Source organism: Pseudorhodoplanes sp. (genome assembly GCA_032027085.1).
Classification (GTDB): domain Bacteria; phylum Pseudomonadota; class Alphaproteobacteria; order Rhizobiales; family Xanthobacteraceae; genus Pseudorhodoplanes.
This window is the reverse complement of the sequence record JAVSMS010000001.1, coordinates 2671168-2694202: the sequence shown is the minus strand read 5'-3', so window position 1 is coordinate 2694202 and position 23035 is coordinate 2671168. Positions and strand designations below refer to the sequence as shown.

At 61.3% G+C, this 23035-nt stretch carries 17 protein-coding genes and 1 tRNA gene; 9 read left to right on the top strand and 9 right to left on the bottom strand.

Annotated features, from left to right (window positions below):
- Window positions 1–130 precede the first annotated feature (130 nt).
- The 4 genes from RO009_13000 to RO009_12985 all read left to right on the top strand — a co-directional run bounded on the left by RO009_13000 (window position 131) and on the right by RO009_12985 (window position 5864).
- The gene (locus tag RO009_13000; protein ID MDT3685945.1) at window positions 131–1807 is read left to right on the top strand and encodes an HlyD family efflux transporter periplasmic adaptor subunit; all 1677 of its coding nucleotides are present in this window, start codon (window positions 131–133) and stop codon (window positions 1805–1807) included.
- Between the two features lie 11 nt (window positions 1808–1818).
- Window positions 1819–4956 (top strand): efflux RND transporter permease subunit, encoded by a 3138-nt coding sequence (locus tag RO009_12995; protein MDT3685944.1) that lies wholly within the window; start codon window positions 1819–1821, stop codon window positions 4954–4956.
- Window positions 4957–4974: 18 nt separating this feature from the next.
- Window positions 4975–5349 carry a hypothetical protein gene (locus RO009_12990; GenBank protein MDT3685943.1) on the top strand — a complete coding sequence of 125 codons (375 nt, stop codon included), beginning with the start codon at window positions 4975–4977 and terminating at the stop codon, window positions 5347–5349.
- 284 nt (window positions 5350–5633) lie between these two features.
- Window positions 5634–5864 (top strand): hypothetical protein, encoded by a 231-nt coding sequence (locus RO009_12985; GenBank protein MDT3685942.1) that lies wholly within the window; start codon window positions 5634–5636, stop codon window positions 5862–5864.
- Between the two features lie 76 nt (window positions 5865–5940).
- Here RO009_12985 and RO009_12980 read toward each other — a convergent pair whose 3' ends face one another.
- From RO009_12980 to RO009_12960, 5 genes are all read right to left on the bottom strand, one after another.
- The gene (locus RO009_12980) at window positions 5941–9195 is read right to left on the bottom strand and encodes an EAL domain-containing protein (protein MDT3685941.1); all 3255 of its coding nucleotides are present in this window, start codon (window positions 9193–9195) and stop codon (window positions 5941–5943) included.
- Window positions 9196–9316: 121 nt separating this feature from the next.
- Window positions 9317–11731 (bottom strand): methyl-accepting chemotaxis protein, encoded by a 2415-nt coding sequence (locus RO009_12975; protein MDT3685940.1) that lies wholly within the window; start codon window positions 11729–11731, stop codon window positions 9317–9319.
- A gap of 376 nt (window positions 11732–12107) precedes the next feature.
- Complete coding sequence (locus RO009_12970) at window positions 12108–12821, bottom strand: Crp/Fnr family transcriptional regulator (GenBank protein MDT3685939.1); 714 nt, start codon at window positions 12819–12821, stop codon at window positions 12108–12110.
- A 617-nt stretch (window positions 12822–13438) separates the two neighbouring features.
- Window positions 13439–14281 (bottom strand): hypothetical protein, encoded by an 843-nt coding sequence (locus RO009_12965; protein ID MDT3685938.1) that lies wholly within the window; start codon window positions 14279–14281, stop codon window positions 13439–13441.
- Window positions 14282–14716: 435 nt separating this feature from the next.
- Window positions 14717–14791 (bottom strand) — tRNA-Val (locus tag RO009_12960).
- A 238-nt stretch (window positions 14792–15029) separates the two neighbouring features.
- Between RO009_12960 and RO009_12955 the strand changes: the two genes are divergently transcribed.
- On the top strand, window positions 15030–15803 hold the full coding sequence (locus RO009_12955; GenBank protein MDT3685937.1) for a 50S ribosomal protein L11 methyltransferase: 774 nt from the start codon (window positions 15030–15032) through the stop codon (window positions 15801–15803).
- Window positions 15804–15973: 170 nt separating this feature from the next.
- Window positions 15974–17308, top strand: coding sequence for an amino acid permease (locus RO009_12950; GenBank protein ID MDT3685936.1), 1335 nt, complete (start codon window positions 15974–15976; stop codon window positions 17306–17308).
- 41 nt (window positions 17309–17349) lie between these two features.
- Here the strand turns inward: RO009_12950 and RO009_12945 are convergent, their stop codons facing one another.
- The 4 genes from RO009_12945 to RO009_12930 all read right to left on the bottom strand — a co-directional run bounded on the left by RO009_12945 (window position 17350) and on the right by RO009_12930 (window position 20115).
- A complete protein-coding gene (locus tag RO009_12945; protein ID MDT3685935.1) occupies window positions 17350–17637 on the bottom strand; it encodes a PepSY domain-containing protein in 288 nt (95 codons plus the stop codon).
- Window positions 17638–17732: 95 nt separating this feature from the next.
- A complete protein-coding gene (locus tag RO009_12940) occupies window positions 17733–19148 on the bottom strand; it encodes a HAMP domain-containing sensor histidine kinase (protein ID MDT3685934.1) in 1416 nt (471 codons plus the stop codon).
- Complete coding sequence (locus RO009_12935) at window positions 19145–19810, bottom strand: response regulator transcription factor (GenBank protein MDT3685933.1); 666 nt, start codon at window positions 19808–19810, stop codon at window positions 19145–19147. Before RO009_12935 ends, RO009_12940 begins: the two co-directional genes overlap by 4 nt.
- A complete protein-coding gene (locus RO009_12930) occupies window positions 19810–20115 on the bottom strand; it encodes a PepSY domain-containing protein (GenBank protein MDT3685932.1) in 306 nt (101 codons plus the stop codon). The genes RO009_12935 and RO009_12930 overlap by 1 nt, the downstream gene beginning before the upstream one ends.
- A gap of 163 nt (window positions 20116–20278) precedes the next feature.
- Here RO009_12930 and RO009_12925 point away from each other — a divergent pair, with 163 nt between their 5' ends.
- From RO009_12925 to RO009_12915, 3 genes are all read left to right on the top strand, one after another.
- Window positions 20279–20554, top strand: coding sequence for a PepSY domain-containing protein (locus tag RO009_12925; protein ID MDT3685931.1), 276 nt, complete (start codon window positions 20279–20281; stop codon window positions 20552–20554).
- Between the two features lie 5 nt (window positions 20555–20559).
- A complete protein-coding gene (locus RO009_12920; GenBank protein ID MDT3685930.1) occupies window positions 20560–21120 on the top strand; it encodes a cytochrome b/b6 domain-containing protein in 561 nt (186 codons plus the stop codon).
- Between the two features lie 115 nt (window positions 21121–21235).
- Window positions 21236–22858, top strand: coding sequence for an NAD(P)/FAD-dependent oxidoreductase (locus RO009_12915; GenBank protein ID MDT3685929.1), 1623 nt, complete (start codon window positions 21236–21238; stop codon window positions 22856–22858).
- The last annotated feature ends 177 nt before the right edge of the window (window positions 22859–23035 follow it).

The following is a 23035-nucleotide window of genomic DNA, read 5'->3' as shown; positions in this document are numbered from 1 at the left end:
GCGCTCCCGCCAACGGATTGAGGCGGCCTCCCAGATCCCTGTCCTGAATCGTTGGTCGCGCCAAGGCGCCGTCTCGCAAGCGAGATGGTCGCCGTGTCCGGCCCCGTTCACGGATGGAGGGATCACCGACATGTTTTCCGCACTTTCACTCGGGCTGCGCGTCACTGCGCTGGCACTGTTCCTGGGCACCGGCTTCGTCAACGCGCATGAAGGGCACGATCATGGCGACCAGGCCGCACCTTTGCCGACGAATGTCTTGCCGCGCGGCGAAGCCTCATCGTCCGCCCTTCAGCTGGTCGTTGTCGCCAACAAGGACCGGTTGACGCTCTACCTCGACAGGTTCGCGACAAACGAGCCCGTCGCCGATGCCAAAATCGAGGTTGAAACACCCAACGGACCGGTTCCGGCCCTCGCCCAGCCTGACGGCACCTACAGCCTGGACGCGCCATGGCTGCCCAAATCCGGTCGTGCCGATATCGCGCTCAGCGTCACCGCCGGTGACGATATCGATGTGTTTTCGGTCAGCCTTGACATCCCCGGCGATGCAGACGCCGGCGAGCGGGGCGATGCCACGGACTGGTCGGGTACCAAGGCGTATGTGGGCAAGATGCTCGCACCACTTATGCCGGTCACACTCGGGATCGGCCTGGCCGCAGGGTTTGCGCTGGGTCGCCGGAGGTATGGGCGACGCGTGCTGCTGATCCCGCTGGCAGTTGCCGCCGCGACACCCCTTTTCCTCGACAAAGGCCTGTCGCACGAAGGGCACGATGACGGAGTGCAGGCATCGCCAGCGGTCAGCGCCGGACAAAGCGAACGCGCACAGCGGCAGCCTGACGGCGGGCTTTTCGTTCCCAAATTCGTCCAGCGCATCTTCGGGCTGCGCACGCTGGTCTCGGGGACCGGCAGCTTCCAGCGTGCGGTCGAGCTCCCAGGTCGCATCATTCCGGACCCGAGTGCCAGCGGCTACGTGCAGACCGCACTGGGCGGCCGCTTGTCGCCACCGCCCGGCGGCTTTCCCCGACTTGGCGCTGTGGTCAAGGCTGGCGACATCCTTGGCTACGTCACACCACCTGTCCAAACCATTGACGTTTCCGACATGCGCCAGCGCCAGGGCGAACTCGATCAGCAGATCGCCATCGTGGAACGCCGGCTCGCGCGCTACGAGCAGCTCGCTGCCAGCGGCGCCGTTTCCCGCACGCAGCTCGATGACACGCGTCTTGAACTTCAGGGCTTGAAGGACCGGCGCGTATCGCTTGATCGGGTGCGGCGAGAGCCGGAGGCCCTCGTGGCGCCGGTGTCCGGCGTTATCGCGGAAGGCACGCCGGTCGCCGGACAGATCGCGCAGACCAATGCGGTGATCTTCCAGATCGTCGATCCGCAGAAATTGTGGGTCGAGGCGCTGAGCTATGACGCGTTGAACGGGTTGCAATCAGCGACGGCGACGACAGCGGACGGCAAGACCCTGCAGCTTGCCTTTCGCGGCGCCGGCTTTGCAGACCGCAGTCAAGCGATCCCCATCCATTTCGCCATCGAAGGCGACACCAGCGGCATTCGGCCGGGACTGTTCGTCACCGTGTTTGCCGCAAACGGCAAGCACAGGAGCGGCATTGCCGTGCCGCGCACCGCCGTCGTCCGGACCGCCAACGGGCAGGAGCATGTCTATGAACAACCCTCTGCCGAAAGATTCGTGTCGCGTCCGGTGCGAACCGAGCCGCTTGACGGCGATCGTGTGTTGATCCTCGCGGGGCTCAAGCCTGGCAAGCGCATTGTAGTTCAGGGCGCAGAACTCCTCGATCACGTCCGCTGAGCGCTCGCACCATGTTCACATTCCTCGTCACGCAATCATTGCGCAACCGCATGCTGGTGCTCGCCCTGAGCGCGGCGCTGATGATCATGGGCGCGTTCAGCCTGACCCGCCTGGCGGTCGACGTGTTCCCCGATCTCAATCGTCAGACCGTGACCATCATGACCGAGGCGGAAGGCCTTGCCCCGCCGGAAGTCGAGTTGCTGGTGACCTTCCCGATCGAGACGCAGATGAACGGTGTGCCCGGCGTGACCCGTGTGCGATCGGTGTCGGGCGTCGGTCTTTCCGTCGTATATGTCGAATTCGACTGGGACGCCGACGTATTCCGCAACCGCCAGCTTGTGGCCGAGCGGCTCAACCTCATTCGCGAGCAGCTGCCCGCCAATGTCACGCCAATGATGGGCCCGATCAGTTCGCTGATGGGACAGATTATCATGGTGGCGGTCACCAGCGACCACGCGACACCCATGGAGTTGCGCGAGGCCGCCGACTTCACCATCCGTCCGCGGCTGATGAGCATCCCCGGTGTGGCGCAGGTCATCCCGATGGGCGGTGAGGTCCGGCAGTATCGCGTCTCGCCGCAGCCCCCCGCCCTCCGCGCGCTCGGCGTCAGCTATGAGCAGATCGAGAAAGCGCTGGCCCAGTTCGGTACCAATGCCGGCGGCGGCTTCACCGATCTGAACTCGCGCGAGTATCTGATCCGCAATATCGGCCGCACCACCAGCCTCGACGATCTGCGCAATATCGTCGTGGCCACGGTCGAGACCCGCCCGATCTTTCTGCATCAGGTGGCGACCGTCGAATTCGCGGCGCGTCTCAAGCGCGGAGACAGCGGCTATATGGGCAAGCCGTCCGTGGTCGTCGCTATCGAGAAGCAGCCCCATGTCGACACCATCGAGCTCACGGGCAAGATCGAAGAGGCGCTGAAAGATCTTAACAACAGCCTGCCGCTCGGCATCAAGGCGGACAATCTGATCTTCCGGCAGGCGAATTTCATCGAGTCCTCGATCCGCAACGTGCAGACGGTGCTAATCGAGGCAGCCGCAGTCGTTTCGATCGTACTGTTTGCATTCCTGCTGAATTGGCGCACCACGGCCATCTCGCTCACCGCCATTCCGATGTCGCTCTGCGCCACGGCGGTTGTCTTCTATTTCGCGGGCCTGTCGATCAACACCATGACGCTGGGTGGCATTGCCATTGCAATCGGTGAACTCGTGGATGATGCCGTGGTCGACGTTGAGAACATCTTCCGGCGGCTGCGAGAGAACCGGGCGCTCGGCAATCCGCGTTCGACTTTCGATGTGGTGGTCAGCGCCTCGCAGGAGGTGCGTTCCGGCATTGTCTACGCCACCGCTATTATCGTTCTCGTATTCGTCCCGTTGTTCGCGCTGTCGGGCATTGAAGGCAAACTGTTCGCGCCGCTTGGTCAGGCCTACATCATCTCCATTCTTGCAAGTCTCGCGGTTTCGATCACGCTGACGCCGGTCATGGCCTATTACATGCTGCCCGGCCTCAAGCGCCTGGCAGAACATGAAAGCCCGCTCGTTGGTAACCTCAAGCGCTGGTATGGGGCGGCGCTGGCGGCGGCCTATGGGCAATCGCGTGGCATTCTTGTCGCTACTGTCATCCTGGTCACCGGCGCCACCCTGGCGGCACTGGCACTGCCGCGCACGTTCCTGCCGCCCTTCAACGAAGGCACTTTCACGGTCCTGATGACGTTCAATCCCGGCGTCTCGCTGTCCGAATCAAACCGGGTGGGCACCATCGCCGAGCGCATCATCCTCAGCATTCCCGAGGTCAAGTCGGTCGGGCGTCGCACCGGGCGCGCCGAACTCGACGAGCACGCCGAAGGCATTCATGTCTCCGAACTTGAAATCGACCTGCGGTCATCGCAGCGAAGCAAGAGCGAGATTGTTGCCGACATCCGCAGCCGTCTTTCGGTGCTGCCCCTCTCGATCAATGTCGGCCAACCGATCTCCCATCGGCTCGACCACATGCTGTCCGGCATCCGCTCGGAACTCGCACTCAAGGTTTTCGGCGATGACCTCGATGCCATGCGCAGCAAAGCCGAGGAGCTGCGGGAAATGATTTCCCGTATTCCCGGCGTGACCGATCTTCAGGTTGAAAAGCAGGTGCGCATTCCGCAGCTCGAAATCCGCATCGATTACGGACGCGCGGCACTTTACGGCGTGCAGCCTGCGGCCGTGGTCGATCAACTGAGCAGGCTATCGAATGGTCGCGTAGTCTCGCGCGTCATCGACAGTTTTCGCCGGTTCGATGTAGTCATGCGGCTGCCCGACAGCTTGCGGACAGCGCAGGGGCTTGGCGACCTCCTGCTTGAAACGCCGCGCGGCTGGATTCCGGCGCGGCAAATCGCAGACATCAGGGAGACCGAGGGCCCCAACCAGATCCTTCGCGAGAATGGCCGCCGCCGCATCGTCGTGCTCGCCAACAGTGACGGCACGACGGACCAGGCCGCTATCGTCGCGGCGATCCGGCAGATCCTGCGCGATACCCGATTGCCCGAAGGCATGTTTGCGAGCCTGGAAGGCACATTCCAGGCGCAGGAACAGGCCGCGCGCAGCATCGGTCTGCTTTCCCTGGTGTCACTGTCGCTGATATTTGCGATCCTCTACAGCCGCTACCGCTCCGCGATCCTGGCTCTGATCATCATGGGCAGCGTTCCGCTCGCGTTGATTGGCTCAGTCGCGGCGCTGTGGCTGGCCGGCCAGCCGCTCTCGGTCGCCAGCATGATCGGCTTCATCACGCTCACCGGCATCGCCTCCCGCAATGGCATTCTCAAGATCAGCCACATCATCAATCTTGCTCTCAACGAAGGCACGCCTTTCGGGCGGGACCTGATCACGCGCGGCTGCCTCGAACGCATGACGCCGGTCCTTATGACCGCGCTGGCGGCAGGCGTCGCGTTGATTCCCCTGCTGGTCGATCCGGCCAGCCCCGGAAAGGAAATCCTCTATCCGGTGGCTGTGACGATTTTCGGTGGGCTGATCAGCGCAACACTGCTCGATGCGTTTGTCACGCCGCTCCTCATTCTGTGGCTCGGCCGCAAGCCGATCGAGCGCCTCCGTGCAGGCGCCGCCAAGAGACAGGCGGGCCCGGCAGCCGAGGCCAACCCCGTGCAATCCTTCTAGTTCAACAAGGAGACATTGATGTTCAGAGCGAAATCACTTGCTGTCCTCGCGTTTGCGGCGACGATCGTTCCGTTGGCGGCCGAAGCCCACGACCCCAAAGCGAGGCACGGCGGACGCATTGTTCAAGCGGGAAACTATCATGTTGAGCTTGTGACGAAGGGAACAACTGTCGAGGCGTTCCTGGTCGGCCATGACGACAAGCCGGTCCGCGTCGACGGCTACAAAGGCGTCGCGATCCTCGTGGTCGATGGCAAAAGCCATCGTGTTCCGCTCTCACCTGCCGAAGATAATCGGCTGAAAGGAGATGCCGCTGCCAAAGTTCCAGAGAATCCGAAGGGCGTCGTTCAAATTACGAATCCTGCCGGTGCGACGGCCAATGCGAAGTTCAATTGAGTCTTAGAAAGATGTGGGACTGGTACCGCAATGCGACGCCAGCCCATGTCGACCGAGTGGCTGTAAATATCTGCCGGCCGCGCCGTTTCACTGCGTCCGGCTTCAAAGACCATGCGCAACTAAAGAACCTGCGGCAAGCCGGGGACCAGCCAATACTCTCACCAACCGGCATTCATCCTTGCGTGCGCGGCGCCTCATATCTTGGAACAAAATGTTGTTCTCCAAGTGGATATGCTCCATCAGGTCGCTGGTCAGCTTAGCTGTTCCCGCATAAAGCGCCTGCCATGAGCGGCACGCACCTTCGGGAAGTTGAAGCCGTCGGTGACCCTGGCTCATTGTCGCAAATGTTCGCCGTGACCATCATGATCATGATGCATCTGCGCGTGGGCAGTGTCGAGTCGCCCCTCCGATCGGGTCGCATCGCGCGGAAAAAGAATGAGTCCTTCCTTTTCATGTACAGTCTGATTTTTGGAACGCTCGAGGCAACGGCCAAAGAGCGGTACTCGTTCCCTTAAAACGCGCCGCCGAAGAGATCCGCGCACAGACATCCGCGCGTTGATGTTCGCGTGATTGGGTGGCCGTGTCCTCGGCTCAGGCCAATCTCGCCAGGCGCCGCTGGATCAAGCCGCCCGCGAAGGATTTGAAGTGCTGGGAGAAGTCCGCCGCGCTAAGGGGCTTGGCAAAAAGATAACCCTGAGCATAATCGCATTCATATTCAAGCAGCAAATCCAATTGATCTTTTGTTTCCACTCCTTCCGCAACAACGTGCATTCCCACATCGTGGGCGATACTGATCACTGACCGAACCAGCCGCTGCTGGAGAGATGAGTTGAGATTTGTGATAAATGACCTGTCGAGCTTGAGATATTTTGCGGGAAGACGCGTCAGATAGCTCAGTGAAGAATATCCCGTTCCGAAATCATCGATTGCGATCTCCGCTCCGGCCTCGACCAGACGGGCCACACGGGCAAACTGGGCGCCCTCGTCGTGCATCAGATGGGACTCGGTTATCTCCAGTATGAATTTGGTATTGTCAGCCCGATGCTTTTGCAGAAGATCTATGAGGGATGCGACCTGCTGATCGGACCGCAGGTAATGGGCGGAAATGTTCACCGAGATCTGAACCTCGATGCCTTCGCATCTCCACAGGTCTGACTGGAGAACCACATTTTTAATGACCCATCCTTCGATTTCGGGCATGAGGCCGTAAGTTTCTGCGACCGGAATGAATTGTCCGGGATTGAGGACCCCTTTGCTGGGATGATGCCACCTTATGAGCGCCTCACATTTCCCAAGCACGTTCGACCTGAGGTCGATGATCGGCTGAAACACCAGTCCGAGCTGGTTCTCAACCAGCGCGGTATGCAATTCCTCAACAAGGGAAACCTTTTCCTGCAGCTTCTCATTGATGGCGGACGAATAGAAGCATACCGCTTTCCGGCCCGCATGCTTGGCCGCATACATTGCCGCATCAGCAAATAGGAGAATTTCATCAACCGTTTTGCCGTCGCTCGGGAATATGCAAATTCCGATGCTGCTCCCAAGATGCAGCTCGCGCTGCTCCACCTCAAACGGCCGCACAAGCGCTTTCTGGATCTTTTCCGCTACGAGACTTGCGTGTTCAGGCCCAATATCGTCCAGCAGCACGAGAAACTCATCTCCGCCGAAACGTGCGACCGTATCCTCATGCCTAACGCACTCCTTGAGCCTTTGGGCGGCGGCAATGAGRATATCGTCGCCGGCCTTGTGACCCAGGCTATCGTTCACATTCTTGAAGTGATCGAGATCMACCATCAGGACTGCGCCGGTCCTGCCATCCCGCATTCTGCYATTCAGCGAGTGCTCAAGCCGGTCCTGGAACAATCTTCGGTTCGGCAGCTCGGTCAGCGTGTCATATTGGGCTTGCCAGAGCAGCCTGAGTTCGGCGGACTTTTGCTCTGTAATRTCGTGYACCGTTCCAACGGCRCGTAATGCTCGTCYATTCKSGTCAAAYTCAATATCAGCCTTCTCGCGCACATACCGGAGCTCACCATCGACAGTGACCCGGTGCTCGACATYATAGTCCTYMCCCTTCAGCGCCTGTTGCCASGCGTGGTYRACACGAYCTCGRTCGTCAGGATGCACTTKCGCCAGGAATAGGTCATAATTGAGCGSCGTACCCACYGGCASACCGAATATCCGGTAGGTCTCATCCGACCAGCGCAGCCGGCTTGTGGTGAGGTCCAGGCTCCAACTCCCCACCTTCGCGACCGCCTGCGCCCGCTTCAAATGTATCTCGCTCTCYCTCAGCGCCTCCCGYTCATAYCTGCGCGCTGTGATGTCGTAGCGGACGGACAGATACTGATTGATCCGGTCATGTCTATCCAATATCGGAACGATGGTYGTATCRACCCAATATAGCSTYCCGTCTTTGGCRCGRTTACATASATCACTAGTCCACAATTYTCCGCTTCTGATGGTGCGCCACATTTCYCGGAAGAACTCCGGCGRATGATGTCCTGAGTTTATGATRCGATGGTTYTGGCCGATCAACTCGTCGCGRCTGTACCCRCTGACCTCGCAAAACATGTCGTTGACCTTCAGAATCTTGCCGCGGAGGTCAGTTACGGAGATGATGGCTTTCTTTGACAGAGCAGCCTCATAGGCGAGAAGCTGGCTGAGCGTGCGTTGCGCTTCTTCACGCGTTGCGACCAGCRTCCGCGCGTGGGCGTCCAGGCGCCGATGCTGATGATACACGACCCAGGCGACTGGCAGCACAAYATTCAGCGTCCCGATTACAAGCATGATRATRAGRAGAATGCCGAACCGTGTGACTTTCTGAGTCGTCTCCAGCATGTGCTTGTTGGCGCTCGCGCCCAAGATGGATACGACACGCTCCATGACATCCGTTAATTCGTCGGCGATCGACTGGACCCGGTGAGCGTCCGAACTCTGCAGCGCATCCCGGCCGGCGATCTGGGCCAGATATTGTTCCGACGCTCGCCAGAGAGCACGCCGCACATTGCTCATGGCACGCAGGGTCTGCGCCATGGGCTCCGAATCGRCCTTYCCGACTGCGGGCAGCGAAGAAATCAGTGCGTCCAGCCGCGCGGCATCGAGTCTCATGTGAGACAGGACGCTTTCCATYYCCTCRATATAATCATGCGGCTGGCGTTCGATCAGCGCRGCGTAGCGCGCTATCTGCTGGCTGAGCATCCGTTGCCGACCTGACAGATTGATCAGGTCCGCGTTGCGCTCGATCTTTGATCGTTCCTGCGACCAGATCAGCGTTGCTGTCAGGCCGGCGACGGCAAAAAAGCCGAGCAATGCAGCCATTCCAGCCAGTACCAGCACATGCGGACGGAACTCTGATTCGACGGCGCCATGTGCCTTATCAGGTATCGCCAGCGTTTGTTCTGCATTCAAGGCCAACCACAGCATCCAGCCGACAGGCGGAATTGCGGCGCCAGAGAGCGACAGGATCGAAAAGACCAAGCTGCTCGTCGTGCCAAGCGTGACGTTTAGCGCGCCGACCGATTGTTGCAGGATCAGTTCCCATGCGGCGACAACGCATCCTGCAATGAGGCCGGCAATGAATGCGTAGCGGCGCTTGACCGGGGAATGGGATGCAAGATTGACCCAGACCGTCAGGGCCGATATCGTGGCTATGACTACCGGCATCAGAATATTGTCGATCAGCGTTGCCGTCTGATAGGGCGCGCCAACGGCGCCCCAGTTTGATAGCGACGCTTGCAGGATTTTCACCGCGGCAATGCCGACGGTGAGCAAGGCCAATGCACGAATGAACACAAGCCGAGTACTCGGCTTGGAATGGCTTGGCTTTTGCGCTGCTGTCTCGGTATGCATCAATGCCCGAAGCAAATTGTGTGATTAACGACATGGCCTGCACGGCCAAGTGCCGGAATAAGAGCAATAACCTTCTGCAATGGTGGAGGCGACAGCCTGCGCCATCGCCTCCGCAGGTCTGCTAATGACGCGGCCAGGTCTCCTCGTCAGTTGCGAGCGCAAGGGCCCCGTGCACGTGACCAGCCGGCTGGCTTCGCCGCCTGACATTGCGCTCCGACATGACGGCTTGTTCAGAACTGATCGAAGGCCTGCTGTCCGCCGGCGAGCCAACCTCATGTCGGCTGACATCGTCGGCAAACTTAAAATAACGCACCTGCTCGTTCATGACCGATTGCTGGTTCTCAAGTGTTTTTGCGGTGGCGGCATTCTCCTCGACCAGAGCCGAGTTCTGCTGCGTCACCTCGTCCATCTGGCTCAGCGCCTTGTTGATCTGTTCAAAGCCTGAGGCCTGTTCCATGCTGGCGTTGGCAATGTCGGCAACGATAGCGGCGACGTTCCTGATCGACTCAACAATCTCGTTGAGCGCCGCGCCTGCCCGACCCACGAGTTCAACGCCTTCCTGCACCTGTCCCGATGAGTTGATGATCAGGTCCTTGATGTCCTTGGCCGCCTGCGAGGAGCGTTGTGCCAGTGTGCGCACTTCGGACGCGACGACGGCAAAACCGCGGCCCGCCTCACCGGCGCGCGCGGCTTCGACGGCCGCATTCAAGGCCAACAGATTGGTCTGGCGCGCGATCTCRTCGATGACAGAAATGATATCGGCGATCTGCCGCGAGGATTCCTCAATGCGCGCCATGGCCGTAACCGCTTGCGTCACCACTTCGCCGCCGCGATTGGCAATAGCCTGCGTGCCCTGCGCCAGCTGATTGGCGTGCTGCGCATTCTCGGCATTCTTTTTCACTGTGGCCGCGATTTCCTCCATTGAAGCTGAGGTCTGTTCCAGGCTCGCCGCCTGTTCCTCGGTGCGCTGGGAGAGGTCAGTGGTGCTGGTGGAGATTTCAGCGGCGGCGCTGGAGATTTCCGCCGAGGATGTGGCGATGCTGCGGACCGTCTCCTGCAACTGCCCGATCGCCGAGTTGAAGTCGTCCTGCACCTTCTTGTAGTCGGCTGCAAACTCCTCTGTGAGCCGGTAGGTCAGATTGCCGCGCGCCAGATTCTCCAGCCCGTCGCCGAGCGCGGACACGACCCTGGCGACCATGCGCGCCATCTCGGCGTCTTTGCGGGAGCGCTCGTCCCGCTCCGCCTGTTCGCGGCGGGCAATTTCCTGCTCCTTCTCCGCATCGAGACGCATCTTCTCTTCCAGCCTGATCTTGAACTCGTCGACCGCCCCAGCAATGTCGCCGATCTCGTCTTTGCGGCCGACGCCGGGCAACACCACGTCGAAATTGCCGCCGGCAAGCTCCCGCATGCCTGCGGTCAGCCGCTTGATCGGCGTCGCGATCGAGCGCGCGGTGAGCCAGGCGATCAGTGCCGCCGTCAGCAGGCCAAGCCCGAGCAGGACCCATTCTGTCTTCACCAGGCCGTCCATGCCGGAAAGCGCCGCACCGGATTCCTCAGCGAGCATTATCTTCTGGTTGCTCTTGATGCCGCCGGAGCGCGTCCCGTCGGCTCCCTTCGGGCCGTCGAGAAGATCAAGTATCCGCACAACGCGCGGAATCGCTTCCGTATTCAGAACCTGCACCGGCGCGTTCCATCCCGCCGATTCGCGGATGGCGACCATCCTGTCGGCAAGCGCGACAAACTCGCCATGCGCCTTCATGAAAGACTCGAACGACGTTTTTTGCGACCCGGTGAAAAAAGCCCTCTGAGCGTCAAGCGCGGCGAGATGCTTCTCGAAAGCCTGCCAGATCTGCGTGAACTGCTCCTTCACCGGCGCATCGCCGGTCACGATAAACATGCGCAACTGAGCGGTGGCGGCGGCAAAATTGCCGCGCACATCGGCCATCGTCTTGAGCAGCCGCTTGCGGGCCGGCGTCGCCTCCTGCCGGTCCTCTTCATCGATCATCTTGCTGATCTCGACGAACATGGTGGCAGCGCGCGGCGCCGCTTCCGTTACCAGAAGCTTGGTCGCCGGGAACGCGTCGGCGGTGCCGGAAATCGCTTCGGCCTTCTCCTGTGCCGAGCGGAATTCTTCCAGCAGGTTCTTGGCCTCGGCCCATTTGCGCTTGTTCTCGGGATTCGTGAACTGTTCCACTTTCTGCCCGAATGCATGGGCTGAGGAATCCAGTTCCTTCCACATCGCAGCGCGGTCGGCCTTGCCCTGTTGATTGCCGGTCAGGAGATAGCCGCGCAGCGTAGCAAGGGTGGAATAGAGATTGCCGACCATCTCGCTGCTTTCCATCGCGACGGGCGCCCGTAGGTTGACCATGCGGTCCACCGTCTGCGACACGCCGCCCACCACGTAGATCGTGTATCCGACGGCCAGCGCCAGAATGAGACAGAGRGCGGCGAAGCCCGATATCAGCTTGGTGCTGATCTTGCGGTCAGTGATCAGACTCACTCCACGAAAACCCGTCGCAGCGCGCGCAATTGCCATGATGCTCAGTCCTCATTGCTGTCCCCCGAAGGCACGGCGAACATTCCGATAAGTTCATATTCCTGCGCCGATCCGCGCCTGCATTTGGCAGGCAATTCGACGCCATTGTAACAAGACGCGTGGACTCGAGGACGGGCAATGATAATGACAACCGCCGCGTCCCCGTCTTAGAGCTCCTCCCATTCCTCCTTCACCGCGAGCGCGGGCGCTCGTCATTTCCGGCGCTTGACGGCGTCGGACGCGCAGAGGCTACGAACCGCATGGTAAAATGATAGTTAGCACCAGAGATAACTTGGGTTATGTTTTAAGCAAATGCTCTGCGGGCCAGCAGGCGTAAAACGCAAACGCAACTGTCGGCGCCTTCGCCGACTCTCTGTCATCGTAAGGAGCCGATGCGCTCTAGTTCGTCGGCGTCGAGAACAGTCAGGACTCCGCCGGACAGATCAATCAATTCGCGCTCGCGAAAGGTCCTCATCACGCGGCTTACGTGAACCGGCGTGAGACCAATCATGTCGGCTATATGCTGCTGACGCAACGGAAATGGAAATTGCTTGAGCGTCGGAACACGGGCCAGCAGACGCCTGATGAAATGAAGGAACAGATAGGCGAGCCGCTGTTCCGCTGTGCGTTGGCCGAGCACGGTAATCAGTTCGTCCACATCATTGCCCTGTTCGATGCAGCTCTTGGCCAATGCAGCATAAAGCTTGGGGTCAGCCGCGAGCCTGTCCGCAACCGCCGCGCGGTGGAACCGGCTGATGCGCACCTCGGTCAATGCCTGCGCGGAGAAATGCAGTTTCTCTTCGAATGCGGTGACGGCAGAAAACAGATCCCCGTCGAGCAGGACCTGCAGGATCTGCCGGCGACCATTCGGTAATCTGTGATATCGAAATGCCCAACCGCGGCAGAGGACATAGACATAGTCTGAGACGCTGCCGCGGATGACGATATTTTCTCCGGCACGCAGACTACGGAATTCCTGCCAGCTCGGCTTTTCGGTCAGGCCCTGCTCCGATGAATGCTGACCCAGTAAGGCGCCGCCAAAACCCAGATTACGTACCGGACAGGTAGCACACGGCCACTTCTGCTTCATTCCAAAATTGCTCGACAGATGCAGTTCTGTAAAACGCCAAAGGCGCTTTACTAACGTGAATTGCGATAACGGATTTGATGTAAAACAAAATTTCAGTTCATCGCACGCAATGTAAATTTATGTTATTGACCCAAGTTAGCTAATTGATGGCAGCCCCTCGCCAGCACCGCTTTCGGCGCGAGCCACGCAGCGGAAGCCTTGGGGTCGAATCGGGAAAGCTTGCCTCATAGTGAAGAGTGAAATCCGGACTGAACCGCCCGGGGCTAGCGTCAGTCGGATCTAGCGCGCAAGTAATCGCAGCAATGACTTCCACATTGCTGCGAACAGTGCGGGGCAAAACCGTCGTGGATCAGTCCACCATGATCGCTTTCGACACAGCGTTTCAATTCCATCGCTCTGCGCGACCGACTTTTTCTTATTGCTGGGCGCATGCTGATTGCCATCAAGACAGGTCTCTCCCGATCCGCAAAAAATGCACGCGGCGCGGGCCTCCCAAGGGCGGCAAACTGATAGGGGAGACGCCCTATGTGGAATCCGCTCGGCCGCATCCGGGTTTTATGGAGCCGTTGCGGATAGCCCTATACTGAACGTCACAGCTTGGACAATGACTGCGCCGGTCAGCAATCCAGGGCACCCTGCTTCACCAACATACGCCTGCGGCAGTCGTGACGCATGGTGGCAACGACCCGTGCAACCTCGGACTGCAGGGCGTCGCAATACACTACCACCAAGTCAAACATCGCTGTCGCCGCGGCAATATTCCTCAGGAAGGCCTGTATTACCATTGCCGGCGAGGCTGCCCAGACCAGAGCCGCCTCATCGAATACAACAGCCGCATGGTCGGCGAGCAGCGGAACGAACGCGCGTGGCAAGGTCTGTTTGGAAAAGACGTTTGCCGGGCCAACCCAATCGTTGAAAGGCACTAGGATCAATTCTGATGGGATGCAGTCGCGCAACTCTGGCACAACTGCAACCAGGCTTTCGATGTCGGCATGGAGTTGCGTCCGCGAGACGACGCGTCTTGCGGCCAAGGGCTTCCTTGAGAGTGTTGATGCTCTGGGCATCGCCGCAAGTTGCTTTTTCAGACCACGGATCGTTCCAATCCCGCTCAGGAGATCGTCAAGCAAGGCCCGGCCGCGGGCGGGATCCTTTCGGCTGATCCGGCCGATGGCCTCCACGGCCGCCACCGGCAGCCGCTCGATATTTGCGGGGAAGCGAGTGATTCCGAAACCTTCAAGGAACTCGGCAGCCGCGATATAGCGGCGCAGCGTATTGGCGCTTTGCCCCTCCTCGCGCGCGAGTCTGTCGATGAATTCCTTCTGCTTACCCCACGGCAATGTGCGGTATAGATCGAAATGCGGACGGATGAAGCTGAGCCAATCGCTGGTCGGCGCGGCGCGCCTTGGACCTTTGCCCTTGGCGCTAGATCGGGGCGTGTTGTGGTGCCGTTGTTTTGCCATGTGGAAGCCTAATTGGGCCAATTATATGGCTTAAGACCGGGCGGAATGCAATCAGATTTCTTGAGTTTTTGATACTGATACGGAAAATGTGGGTTTGGTAAGCGATTTGGCGGGTGCCCGGGGCGCGTTCGGTGCGCGACCGGCAGCAAATCGATGTCGCGGGGCGCAAGGCCTGCGCGATGCAGAGCGTTACCTTCGGAGTAACGGGGGAGCAGCGGCGGTCAGCCTCGCCTGTTGACGCGGGCGCAGCTTAAGGCATCCTGGTGAGCATGGTGACGACGACAACCGCGACGATTGGACTGTCTGGCACAGCGGGAATGTGCGCTGGATCGGAGAGCCAAACCGCGCGAATCGCTCGAAACGTCACTGCTTGGGATGTGCTTGGGATGGACCGGAATCCCGGTCCGGGGCACATCGAAAAAGGCCCGGAAACGATGGTGGGCGCGACAGGGATCGAACCTGTGACCCCTACCATGTCAAGGTAGTGCTCTTCCGCTGAGCTACGCGCCCATCGTCGCCAGATGTGAGGCGCCCCCTATATATTTTCCCCTCCCCAGTGGCAAGCCGAGGCTGAACCGGGCCTCCCATCCGCGGACCGCCGCAAAAACTTCCAGAATGGCACGTGGGATAGAAGCGAGCCTGCTGGTGTAGGAATTGAGGCTGCCAAAACCGTTCCGAATAAGGCCAGCCCGAAATTGCCGCCTGGAAACGCCTGAATGGGAATGCATCATCAATTGGGAGCGCCATAATGATTTCCGGTCTTGTATCACTTCGCCCTGCTTTTTATGCGCTGGCCCTCGGCGCCGGCCTGCTGACTTCCGCCGCACTGGCGGAAGAGCCCAAGCTGGACGTCATTTATGTTCCGACCCCGCAAGACGTCGTCGACCGCATGCTGGACATGGCCGAGGTGAAGCCCGGCGATTTCATGATCGATTTCGGCTGCGGCGACGGCCGCATGGTGGTGTCGGCGGCCAAGCGCGGCGCCCGCGGCTACGGCGTCGACATCAATCCGGTGCGCATCAAGGAAGCCAACGAGAACGCCAAAAAGGCCGGCGTTACCGACAAGGTCGAGTTCAAGATCGCCAACCTGTTCGAGGAAGACCTGAGCAAGGCCGACGTGATGGCGATGTATCTCCTCACCGACATCAATCTGCGCCTGCGCCCGAAGATTCTCGACACCATGAAGCCTGGCACGCGCATCGTCTCGCACGCCTTCGACATGGGCGATTGGGAGCCGGATCAGAGGGACGTCGTCTCCGGCAAACAGATTTTCTTCTGGATTGTGCCGGCCAAGGTGGAAGGCAAATGGGTGATCGAGGGCGAGCCGAAAATGACGCTCAGCCTCACCCAGCAATACCAGATGGTCGGCGGCAAGGCGGAGATCAACGGCAAGCAAGTGCAGGTGACCGGCGGCCGTCTCAAGGGCACCGAACTGACCTTCACCGTCGATGGCAAAACCTATCGCGGCAAGGTGAACGGCAATGTGATCGAGGGCGCGGGTTGGAAGGCCAGCAAGGCGTGACGGCGTTTGCCCTTTCACGTAACGCGTTGCTGTAGTGACCCGCGGGCGTGTCCCGCGGGTTCCGCCTGGGACGCGGTCCTCCTCATCGCGCTGGCCGGGACAGACCCGGCCGTGACAATCTCGGGCGATCGAATCGACCCGCCAGCCCCTTTCAGGAGCGCCTCGATATAATGAGCACACAACAATCCAGCGCTCCGCGCGCCAGCCTTTCGGTCACCGACGGCGCGCTGATGATGGTCGGCATCATCATCGGCATCGGCATCTTCAAGACACCGCAACTGGTGGCGCTCAATGTGGGCAGCGAAACCGTCTTTATCGCGGTCTGGGCAGTCGGCGGGCTGATGACACTGATCGGCGCGCTGGTCTATGCCGAGCTTGCCGCGGCCTATCCATCGACCGGCGGTGAATACACGTTTCTTAGCAAGGCCTATGGCCAGCCGGTCGGTTTCCTGTTCGCCTGGGCCCGCACCACGGTCATCCAGACCGGCGCCATCGCTGCCGTCGCTTTCGTGCTCGGCGATTATGCCCAGCAGTTGCACGCGCTTGGCGATTATGGCCCGGCGATCTATGCCGCGGCTGCCCTGCTCTTTCTCACGCTGATCAATCTGGCGGGCACCTATCAGAGCAAGACCGCGCAGAACATCTTCACGATCCTGGAAGCGGCAGCGCTGGCCGCCATCGCCGTGGTCGGCTTCCTCTATGGCGGCGGCGTGGCCTCCGCCTCCGCATCGTCGGCGCCCGAGATCGGCGCCGTCGGCCTCGCCATGGTCTTCATCCTGCTTACCTATGGCGGCTGGAACGAGGCGGCCTATCTGTCCGCGGATCTGCGCAATGTAAAGCGCGACATGATCCGCATTCTGTTGATCGGCACCGCCGTCGTCACCGTGCTCTATGTGCTGATCAACCTTGCCTATCTGCATGTTCTGGGTCTCGACGGGCTGCGCAAGAGCAGCGCCGTGGCCGCCGAGGTCATGCGCGTCGGCTTTGGTCCGGCCGGCGCCATCATTCTCAGCCTGATCGTGGTCTGCGCCGCCTTATCGACGATGAACGCCTCGATCTTCACCGGCGCGCGACTCTATCATGCGTTGGGCGAGGATTTGCAGCTCAAGCGGCTGCGGCTGTGGAACACCAAAGGCAACAATCCGCGCAACGCGATCATCGCGCAAAGCATCATCGCCTTCGCCCTGGTGCTTTTCGGCGCCACGACGCGTGAAGGCTTTTCCGCCATGGTGGAATATACTGCACCAGTCTTCTGGTTTTTCCTGCTGCTGGTCGGCCTGTCGCTGTTCGTGCTGCGCCGGCGCGATCCGCAACGCGAGCGCCCCTTCCAGGTGCCTCTCTATCCCGTGGTGCCGCTCCTCTTCTGCGCCGTCTGCGCCTATCTGCTCTACGCGAGCCTGGTCTATACCGGCTATGGCGCGCTCGTCGGCATCGCTGTGCTGCTCGCCGGCATTCCGCTGCTCGGCTTCGTACGCAAGAAGCGGCAACTTGCAGCAGCGGAGTGATATACGCCCCGCCGCCGCAATAGTCAGTGAGCCCAATCGCGTCAGTGTGCGAGCCGCGCCTTGGTAAGCTCGCCGCTCTGTGCGCTGAACTTCGCCTTCACTTCGCCGCCAAACTGGCGCTCAACGAGCCACACCTTGAAAAGCCCGTCGTCGACCTTGATGCGTCGGACGTCGTAACCGAGAGCGCTGATTTTCTGTTTCATCGCCTCGATCGATATCGCCGGCCTTCGCAGATCGGACTCGCCGGCGTGCTTGTCCTCGCCGGCTGACGCCTGTCCGGCTGCGATGGCGAGTGCGGCGGCCGCCGCCAGGATTGCAAACTTACGCATTGTCTTTCTCCCGTTGCTGAGCGGCGATCGCCGCTTGTCCGGTTTCATACGCCGGAATGTCAGTCGGGCCGCTGACGGCACGCGTCAGCGAATTGTCAGGTGCCGGTTAGCGAGGCGGGGACCGGGGCGGTGGACGTTGCCGCGCGCGGGCCTGGTGCGGCTTTCCGTGTAATCGTCGCCTTGAGGCCGCCGAGTTCGGAGCGCGTCAGATCGAGCCGCCACCCGTAAGCGTCAAGAACATCCTGAACGATGGCAAGCCCGAGACCCGCGCCTTTCCCGCGCTGGTCGAGCCGCACGCCGCGTTCCAGCACGCGCGGCAACAGGGCCGGCGCGATTCCCTCGCCATCGTCCTCGATGGTGATCGAGGGGTTGTCTTGATCCATATTGGCGGCGATCCGGACGCGTGTGGCGGCATGGCGCGCTGCATTTTCCAGTACATTACCGAGCACTTCCGCGAGATCGGTCCGCTCGAAGGGAACGCGCATGTCCTCAGGGATTTGCAGTTCGAACGCGATCCGCATGCCCGCAGGCGTGCGCGCCAGAGTCTCGGCCAGCGAGCGCACAAGCGGCGCCAGCTCGGTGACCTCGCGCAGGCCGCGCCGCAGACCAATGGAGACGCGCGCGCGGGCCAGTTCGCGGTCAACATGGCGGCTCATCGCATCGCCGACCGCCTCGATATCTTCCGCGATCGCGTGCTCGCCGCGCGCGTGCAAGCGGGCGGCGTCGGTGACGAGCGCCGCGAGCGGGGTCTTCAGTCCATGCGCAAGATCGGCGGCACGGCTGCGTGAGCTCTCCATCTCCCGTTCCTGAGCGTCGAGCAGCGCATTGACCTCCTCGACAAGTGGCCGCACCTCCGCCGGCACCGCCGCCGGCAGATGACGGCTGCGCCCCGCCCTGATGTCGGCTATTCCACGGCGCAAGAGATCGAGCGGCCGCAGACCGAGGCCGACCTGAATCGAGGTGGCGGCCGCGAGCACGACTCCAAGCACGGCGAGGGCGACGATCAGGTCTTTTGCGAAAGCCGCAGCGGCGGTCGAAATCCGCGCGAGATCGGCCGCCACCGCAACGCGGACGCGCACCTCCCGCCCGCTGATCACAAGTTTGATCACCCGCTCCGCAACCAACATGCGGCTGCCGCCGGGGCCGGCGGTCTCGTGGTGATGCACTTCGCCCGGCCCGGGATCGTCGAGGGGCAATGCCATCGTCGTATCCCACAGCGACCGCGAGCGCAGCATGTCGCCACGTTCATCAGAGACTTGCCAATACAATCCGGAGAGCGGGTTGGCAAAGCGCGGATCGACCGGCGGACGCGTGATCTCAAGCTGCTCGTTGGCGTTTACGTCGATGCCGGCGAGCAATTGTTTGAGATGAACGTCGAGGTCGTCGGCAAGTGTGCGGGTGACATGGCGCTCGAACAGCAAAGTCAGCCCGGCACCGGCGATGGTGAGCGCGAGCAGGATCGCGGCGATGCCACCGGCCACAAGGCGCAGTCGCAGCGACCCCCAGCTCATTCTCGCGCCTCCGGCACCATGTAGCCAAATCCGCGGCGCGTCTCGATGATGTTGCTCCCCAGCTTCCTGCGCACACGGCCGACCAGAACTTCGAGCGCATTCGAATCATGCTCCTCGCCGTGCCCGTAGACATTCTCGTCCAGCTCATGCTGCGAGACGACGCGACCGCGGTGGTGAAGGAGGTAGGCGACCAGACGGTACTCGAGAGGAGACAGCGCGATCGGCACACCGCGCAGGCTCACCTTCATCTGCCGCTCGTCGAGCGTGATGTCTCCCGTTGCAATCACCGACGACGCATGTCCGGCGGATCGGCGCACGATCGAACGCAGCCGCGCCAGCAATTCCTCCATGCGAAATGGTTTCGGCAGATAGTCGTCGGCGCCGGCATCGATTCCATCAACCCGCTCGGCCCAGCTTCCGCGCGCCGTCAGGATGAGGACAGGCATGCGCCGTCCATTCGCGCGCCACCGCTTGAGGACCGCCAGACCGTCCATGCCGGGCAGCCCGAGATCGAGAATGACGGCACCGTAGTCCTCAGTGTCGCCGCGGAACCACGCCTCCTCTCCATCGCTGACGGTGTCGACGACGTAACCTGAGGCTTCGAGCGCGCTGGCGACATCCGCCGCAATCCGCCGGTCGTCCTCAACGAGCAGCACGCGCATCATTTCTCCTTCACGCGCTCGATCTCGCCGCTGCGCGCGTCGACATAGACTTCAAAGACGCGCCCTTTGCCATCCACGGCACGGAATTCGTAGAACCAGCGGGCATCCTTGCGGTCGACCTCGACGCCGACGATCTCGCCCGGCAGCTTGCCGCGGAGATGATCGAGAATGTCGCTGAGCGAGCGGATTTCGCCGGTCTCGACGGCGCGGCGAACCGCATCGTGATCGCGCGCGGCCGCCGGCCCTGCCGCCAGCAATACTGCCGTCAGGGCGAGCGAGCACAGTTCCAAGTAACGCCAAGACATCGCGGCTCTACCAATAGTTCTGTTTGGAATTGTCGTTTAAAATTGCCACAGCCGACCTGACAGTTTGCTGACATGGATCAACAGACAGCCGTCAGCGCCGTTTGGGCAATCTCCCGCCATCGCCCGCTGCATGGTGCAGCCGGGCAAATTTCGGGAGACCCCCATGCGCAAGATCGTCATCCTCACCGCCCTGGCGGCAGTTCTCGGCGCCGCCACCGCCGCCCAGGCCGGCAGCCTGGGGCGCCCCTGCACCGCCGCTCCGGAAAGCCAGTGGCTGCCCTTGCAGCAACTGCAGGCCAAGGTGGAAGCGCAAGGTTACAAGGTGCAGAAGGCCAAGCTGAAGAAAGCCTGTGGCGAACTCTATACCATCGACAAGACCGGCAATCGCGTCGAGCTGTTTGTCGATCCGACCAGCGGCCAGATCGTTGGCCAGCTCTGACAACCATGAGCATGATCAACGAAACGATCGAAGCCGGCGGCGCGACGCCGCCGGCGACGGTCAAGGTCTGGGACCCCTTCATCCGGGTTTTTCACTGGTCGCTCGCGATACTGTTTCTGGTGGCCTACGCGACCGGCGATGAGATCGAGCGCCTTCACATCGCCGCCGGCTATGTCATTGTAGGTCTTATCGCACTCCGCCTTGCCTGGGGCTTCGTCGGACCGCAACACGCGCGATTTTCAAGCTTCGTCCGGCCGCCGCGCGACATTCTCGCCTATTTGCGCGACATTGCCATGCTCCGGGCACCACGCTACCTCGGGCACAATCCTGCCGGCGGTGCCATGGTCGTCGCGCTTCTCGCCATGCTAGGGGGAACCTGCGTAACTGGCTACGCGATGACGACAGATGCCTTCTGGGGTGCCAAGTGGATTGAGGAGGTTCACGAAGTTTGCGCCAACCTCACTCTCGGGCTCGTGATCGTGCATGTGCTTGGGGTAATCGTCGCCAGTTTCGAGCATAGCGAAAATCTGGTGAAATCGATGGTCACAGGCCGTAAGCGGGTCTGAGCATCGGCACAAATGACTCTCGATAATTGAACGCTTGATCTGCTAAGCCGCTTGCGGGATCCGGGGCCGGTGCGAATGCGCCGCCCCGGAAGACTCAATTGGTGAGCGCTCGCAAATGCCAGATCCTTTTGATGTCGTGATCATCGGCGCCGGCCATAATGGCCTCACCTGCGCCGCCTATCTCGGCATGGCCGGGCTGAAAGTGAAGGTGCTGGAGCGCCGCGATGTCGTCGGCGGCGCCGCGGTGACGGAAGAATTCCATCCCGGCTTCCGTAACTCGGTTGCCGCCTATACCGTCTCGCTGCTCAATCCGAAAGTGATCGAAGATCTTGATCTGCACCGGCACGGCCTGAAGATTGTGGAGCGTCGCGCACTTAATTTCCTGCCGACCGAGGATGGCCGCTATCTGCTCACCGGCGAGGGCCGGACGAAATCGGAGATCGCCAAATTCAGCAGCAAGGACGCCGAGCGGTACGACGCCTACAGTGAAGAACTGGAGACAATCGCCAACATCCTGCGCGGCCTCGTGTTGCAGGCGCCGCCCAATGTCGTGCGCGGATTCGGCCGGCGATCCTTGGGCGAATTGCTCAAGCTTGTCCGCATTGGCCGGAGGCTTCGCCGCCTGTCGATCGAACGCCAGCGTGCTTTGCTCGATCTCTTCGCCAAATCCGCCGGCGACTATCTCGACGGCTGGTTCGAATCCGAGCCGGTGAAGGCCGTGTTCGGCTTCGACGGCGTGGTCGGCAATTATGCCAGTCCCTACACGCCCGGCTCCGCCTACGTGCTGCTGCACCACTGCTTCGGCGAGGTGAACGGCAAGAAGGGCGTCTGGGGTCACGCACTCGGCGGCATGGGCGCGATCACCCAGGCGATGGCGAAATCCGCGCGCAGCCACGGCGTGGAAATCGAGACCGGCGCCGATGTACGCGAAGTCATCGTAGAAAAGGGCCGCGCGGCGGGCGTCGTGCTCGGGGATGGGCGCGCATTGCGGGCCCGGGCGGTGGCCGCGAACGTGAATCCGAAGCTGCTCTACGACAGGATGGTGCCACAGGAGGCCGTGCCGGCGGACTTCCTCGCCCGCATGATGCGCTGGAAATGCGGCTCCGGCACCTTCCGCATGAATGTCGCGCTCGAGAAACTGCCGAGCTTCACCGCCCTGCCCGGCCATCAGCCTGGCGATCATCACACCGCCGGTATCATTCTCGCGCCCTCGCTTGCCTATATGGACCGCGCCTTTCACGACGCGCGCGAAACCGGCTGGAGCAGACAGCCGATCGTGGAAATGCTGATTCCGTCCACGCTGGACGATTCACTGGCGCCGGACGGCGCGCATGTCGCCAGCCTGTTTTGCCAGCACGTCGCACCGCAGCTGCCCGATGGCCGCTCCTGGGACGATCATCGCGACGAGGTTGCGGATGTGATGATCGCGACCGTCGACCGTTTCGCGCCCGGCTTCAAGCAAAGCGTGATCGCGCGCACGTCGCTCACCCCGCTTGATCTCGAACGCACCTTCGGCCTCATCGGCGGCGATATCTTCCACGGCGCCATGACGCTCGACCAGATTTTCTCCGCCCGCCCCATGCTCGGCTATGCCGACTATCGCAGCCCGCTCAAGCGGCTCTATCTGTGCGGCTCCGGCACCCATCCCGGCGGCGGCGTCACCGGCGCGCCAGGACACAATGCCGCGCAGGCGATCGTCCGCGATCTGAAACGGCGTCGGCTGCTGCGCCGGAAATAGTGCGCTCGATCACCTCGCAGGCCATAGGGCATCGACGAAGGTCATTGCAGCGTCTTTCAACTGCTTGCGGCTGTATCCGGCCCGTTCCAGCACGGCGAGCCCTCTGGTGAAGGTGACGACCACGGGCGCAAGCCTGTCTGCACGGCAAGGCGCCAGCGATGCCACCCGCCCGCCGGC

Bases quoted from the DNA above. Each gene is read 5' to 3' on its own strand.
- RO009_13000 (MDT3685945.1), top strand. From the start codon at position 131: ATGTTTTCCGCACTTTCACTCGGGCTGCGCGTCACTGCGCTGGCACTG.
- RO009_12995 (MDT3685944.1), top strand. From the start codon at position 1,819: ATGTTCACATTCCTCGTCACGCAATCATTGCGCAACCGCATGCTGGTG.
- RO009_12990 (MDT3685943.1), top strand. From the start codon at position 4,975: ATGTTCAGAGCGAAATCACTTGCTGTCCTCGCGTTTGCGGCGACGATC.
- RO009_12985 (MDT3685942.1), top strand. From the start codon at position 5,634: ATGAGCGGCACGCACCTTCGGGAAGTTGAAGCCGTCGGTGACCCTGGC.
- RO009_12970 (MDT3685939.1), bottom strand. From the start codon at position 12,821: ATGAAGCAGAAGTGGCCGTGTGCTACCTGTCCGGTACGTAATCTGGGT.
- RO009_12965 (MDT3685938.1), bottom strand. From the start codon at position 14,281: ATGGCAAAACAACGGCACCACAACACGCCCCGATCTAGCGCCAAGGGC.
- RO009_12955 (MDT3685937.1), top strand. From the start codon at position 15,030: ATGATTTCCGGTCTTGTATCACTTCGCCCTGCTTTTTATGCGCTGGCC.
- RO009_12950 (MDT3685936.1), top strand. From the start codon at position 15,974: ATGAGCACACAACAATCCAGCGCTCCGCGCGCCAGCCTTTCGGTCACC.
- RO009_12945 (MDT3685935.1), bottom strand. From the start codon at position 17,637: ATGCGTAAGTTTGCAATCCTGGCGGCGGCCGCCGCACTCGCCATCGCA.
- RO009_12940 (MDT3685934.1), bottom strand. From the start codon at position 19,148: ATGAGCTGGGGGTCGCTGCGACTGCGCCTTGTGGCCGGTGGCATCGCC.
- RO009_12935 (MDT3685933.1), bottom strand. From the start codon at position 19,810: ATGCGCGTGCTGCTCGTTGAGGACGACCGGCGGATTGCGGCGGATGTC.
- RO009_12930 (MDT3685932.1), bottom strand. From the start codon at position 20,115: ATGTCTTGGCGTTACTTGGAACTGTGCTCGCTCGCCCTGACGGCAGTA.
- RO009_12925 (MDT3685931.1), top strand. From the start codon at position 20,279: ATGCGCAAGATCGTCATCCTCACCGCCCTGGCGGCAGTTCTCGGCGCC.
- RO009_12920 (MDT3685930.1), top strand. From the start codon at position 20,560: ATGAGCATGATCAACGAAACGATCGAAGCCGGCGGCGCGACGCCGCCG.
- RO009_12915 (MDT3685929.1), top strand. From the start codon at position 21,236: ATGCCAGATCCTTTTGATGTCGTGATCATCGGCGCCGGCCATAATGGC.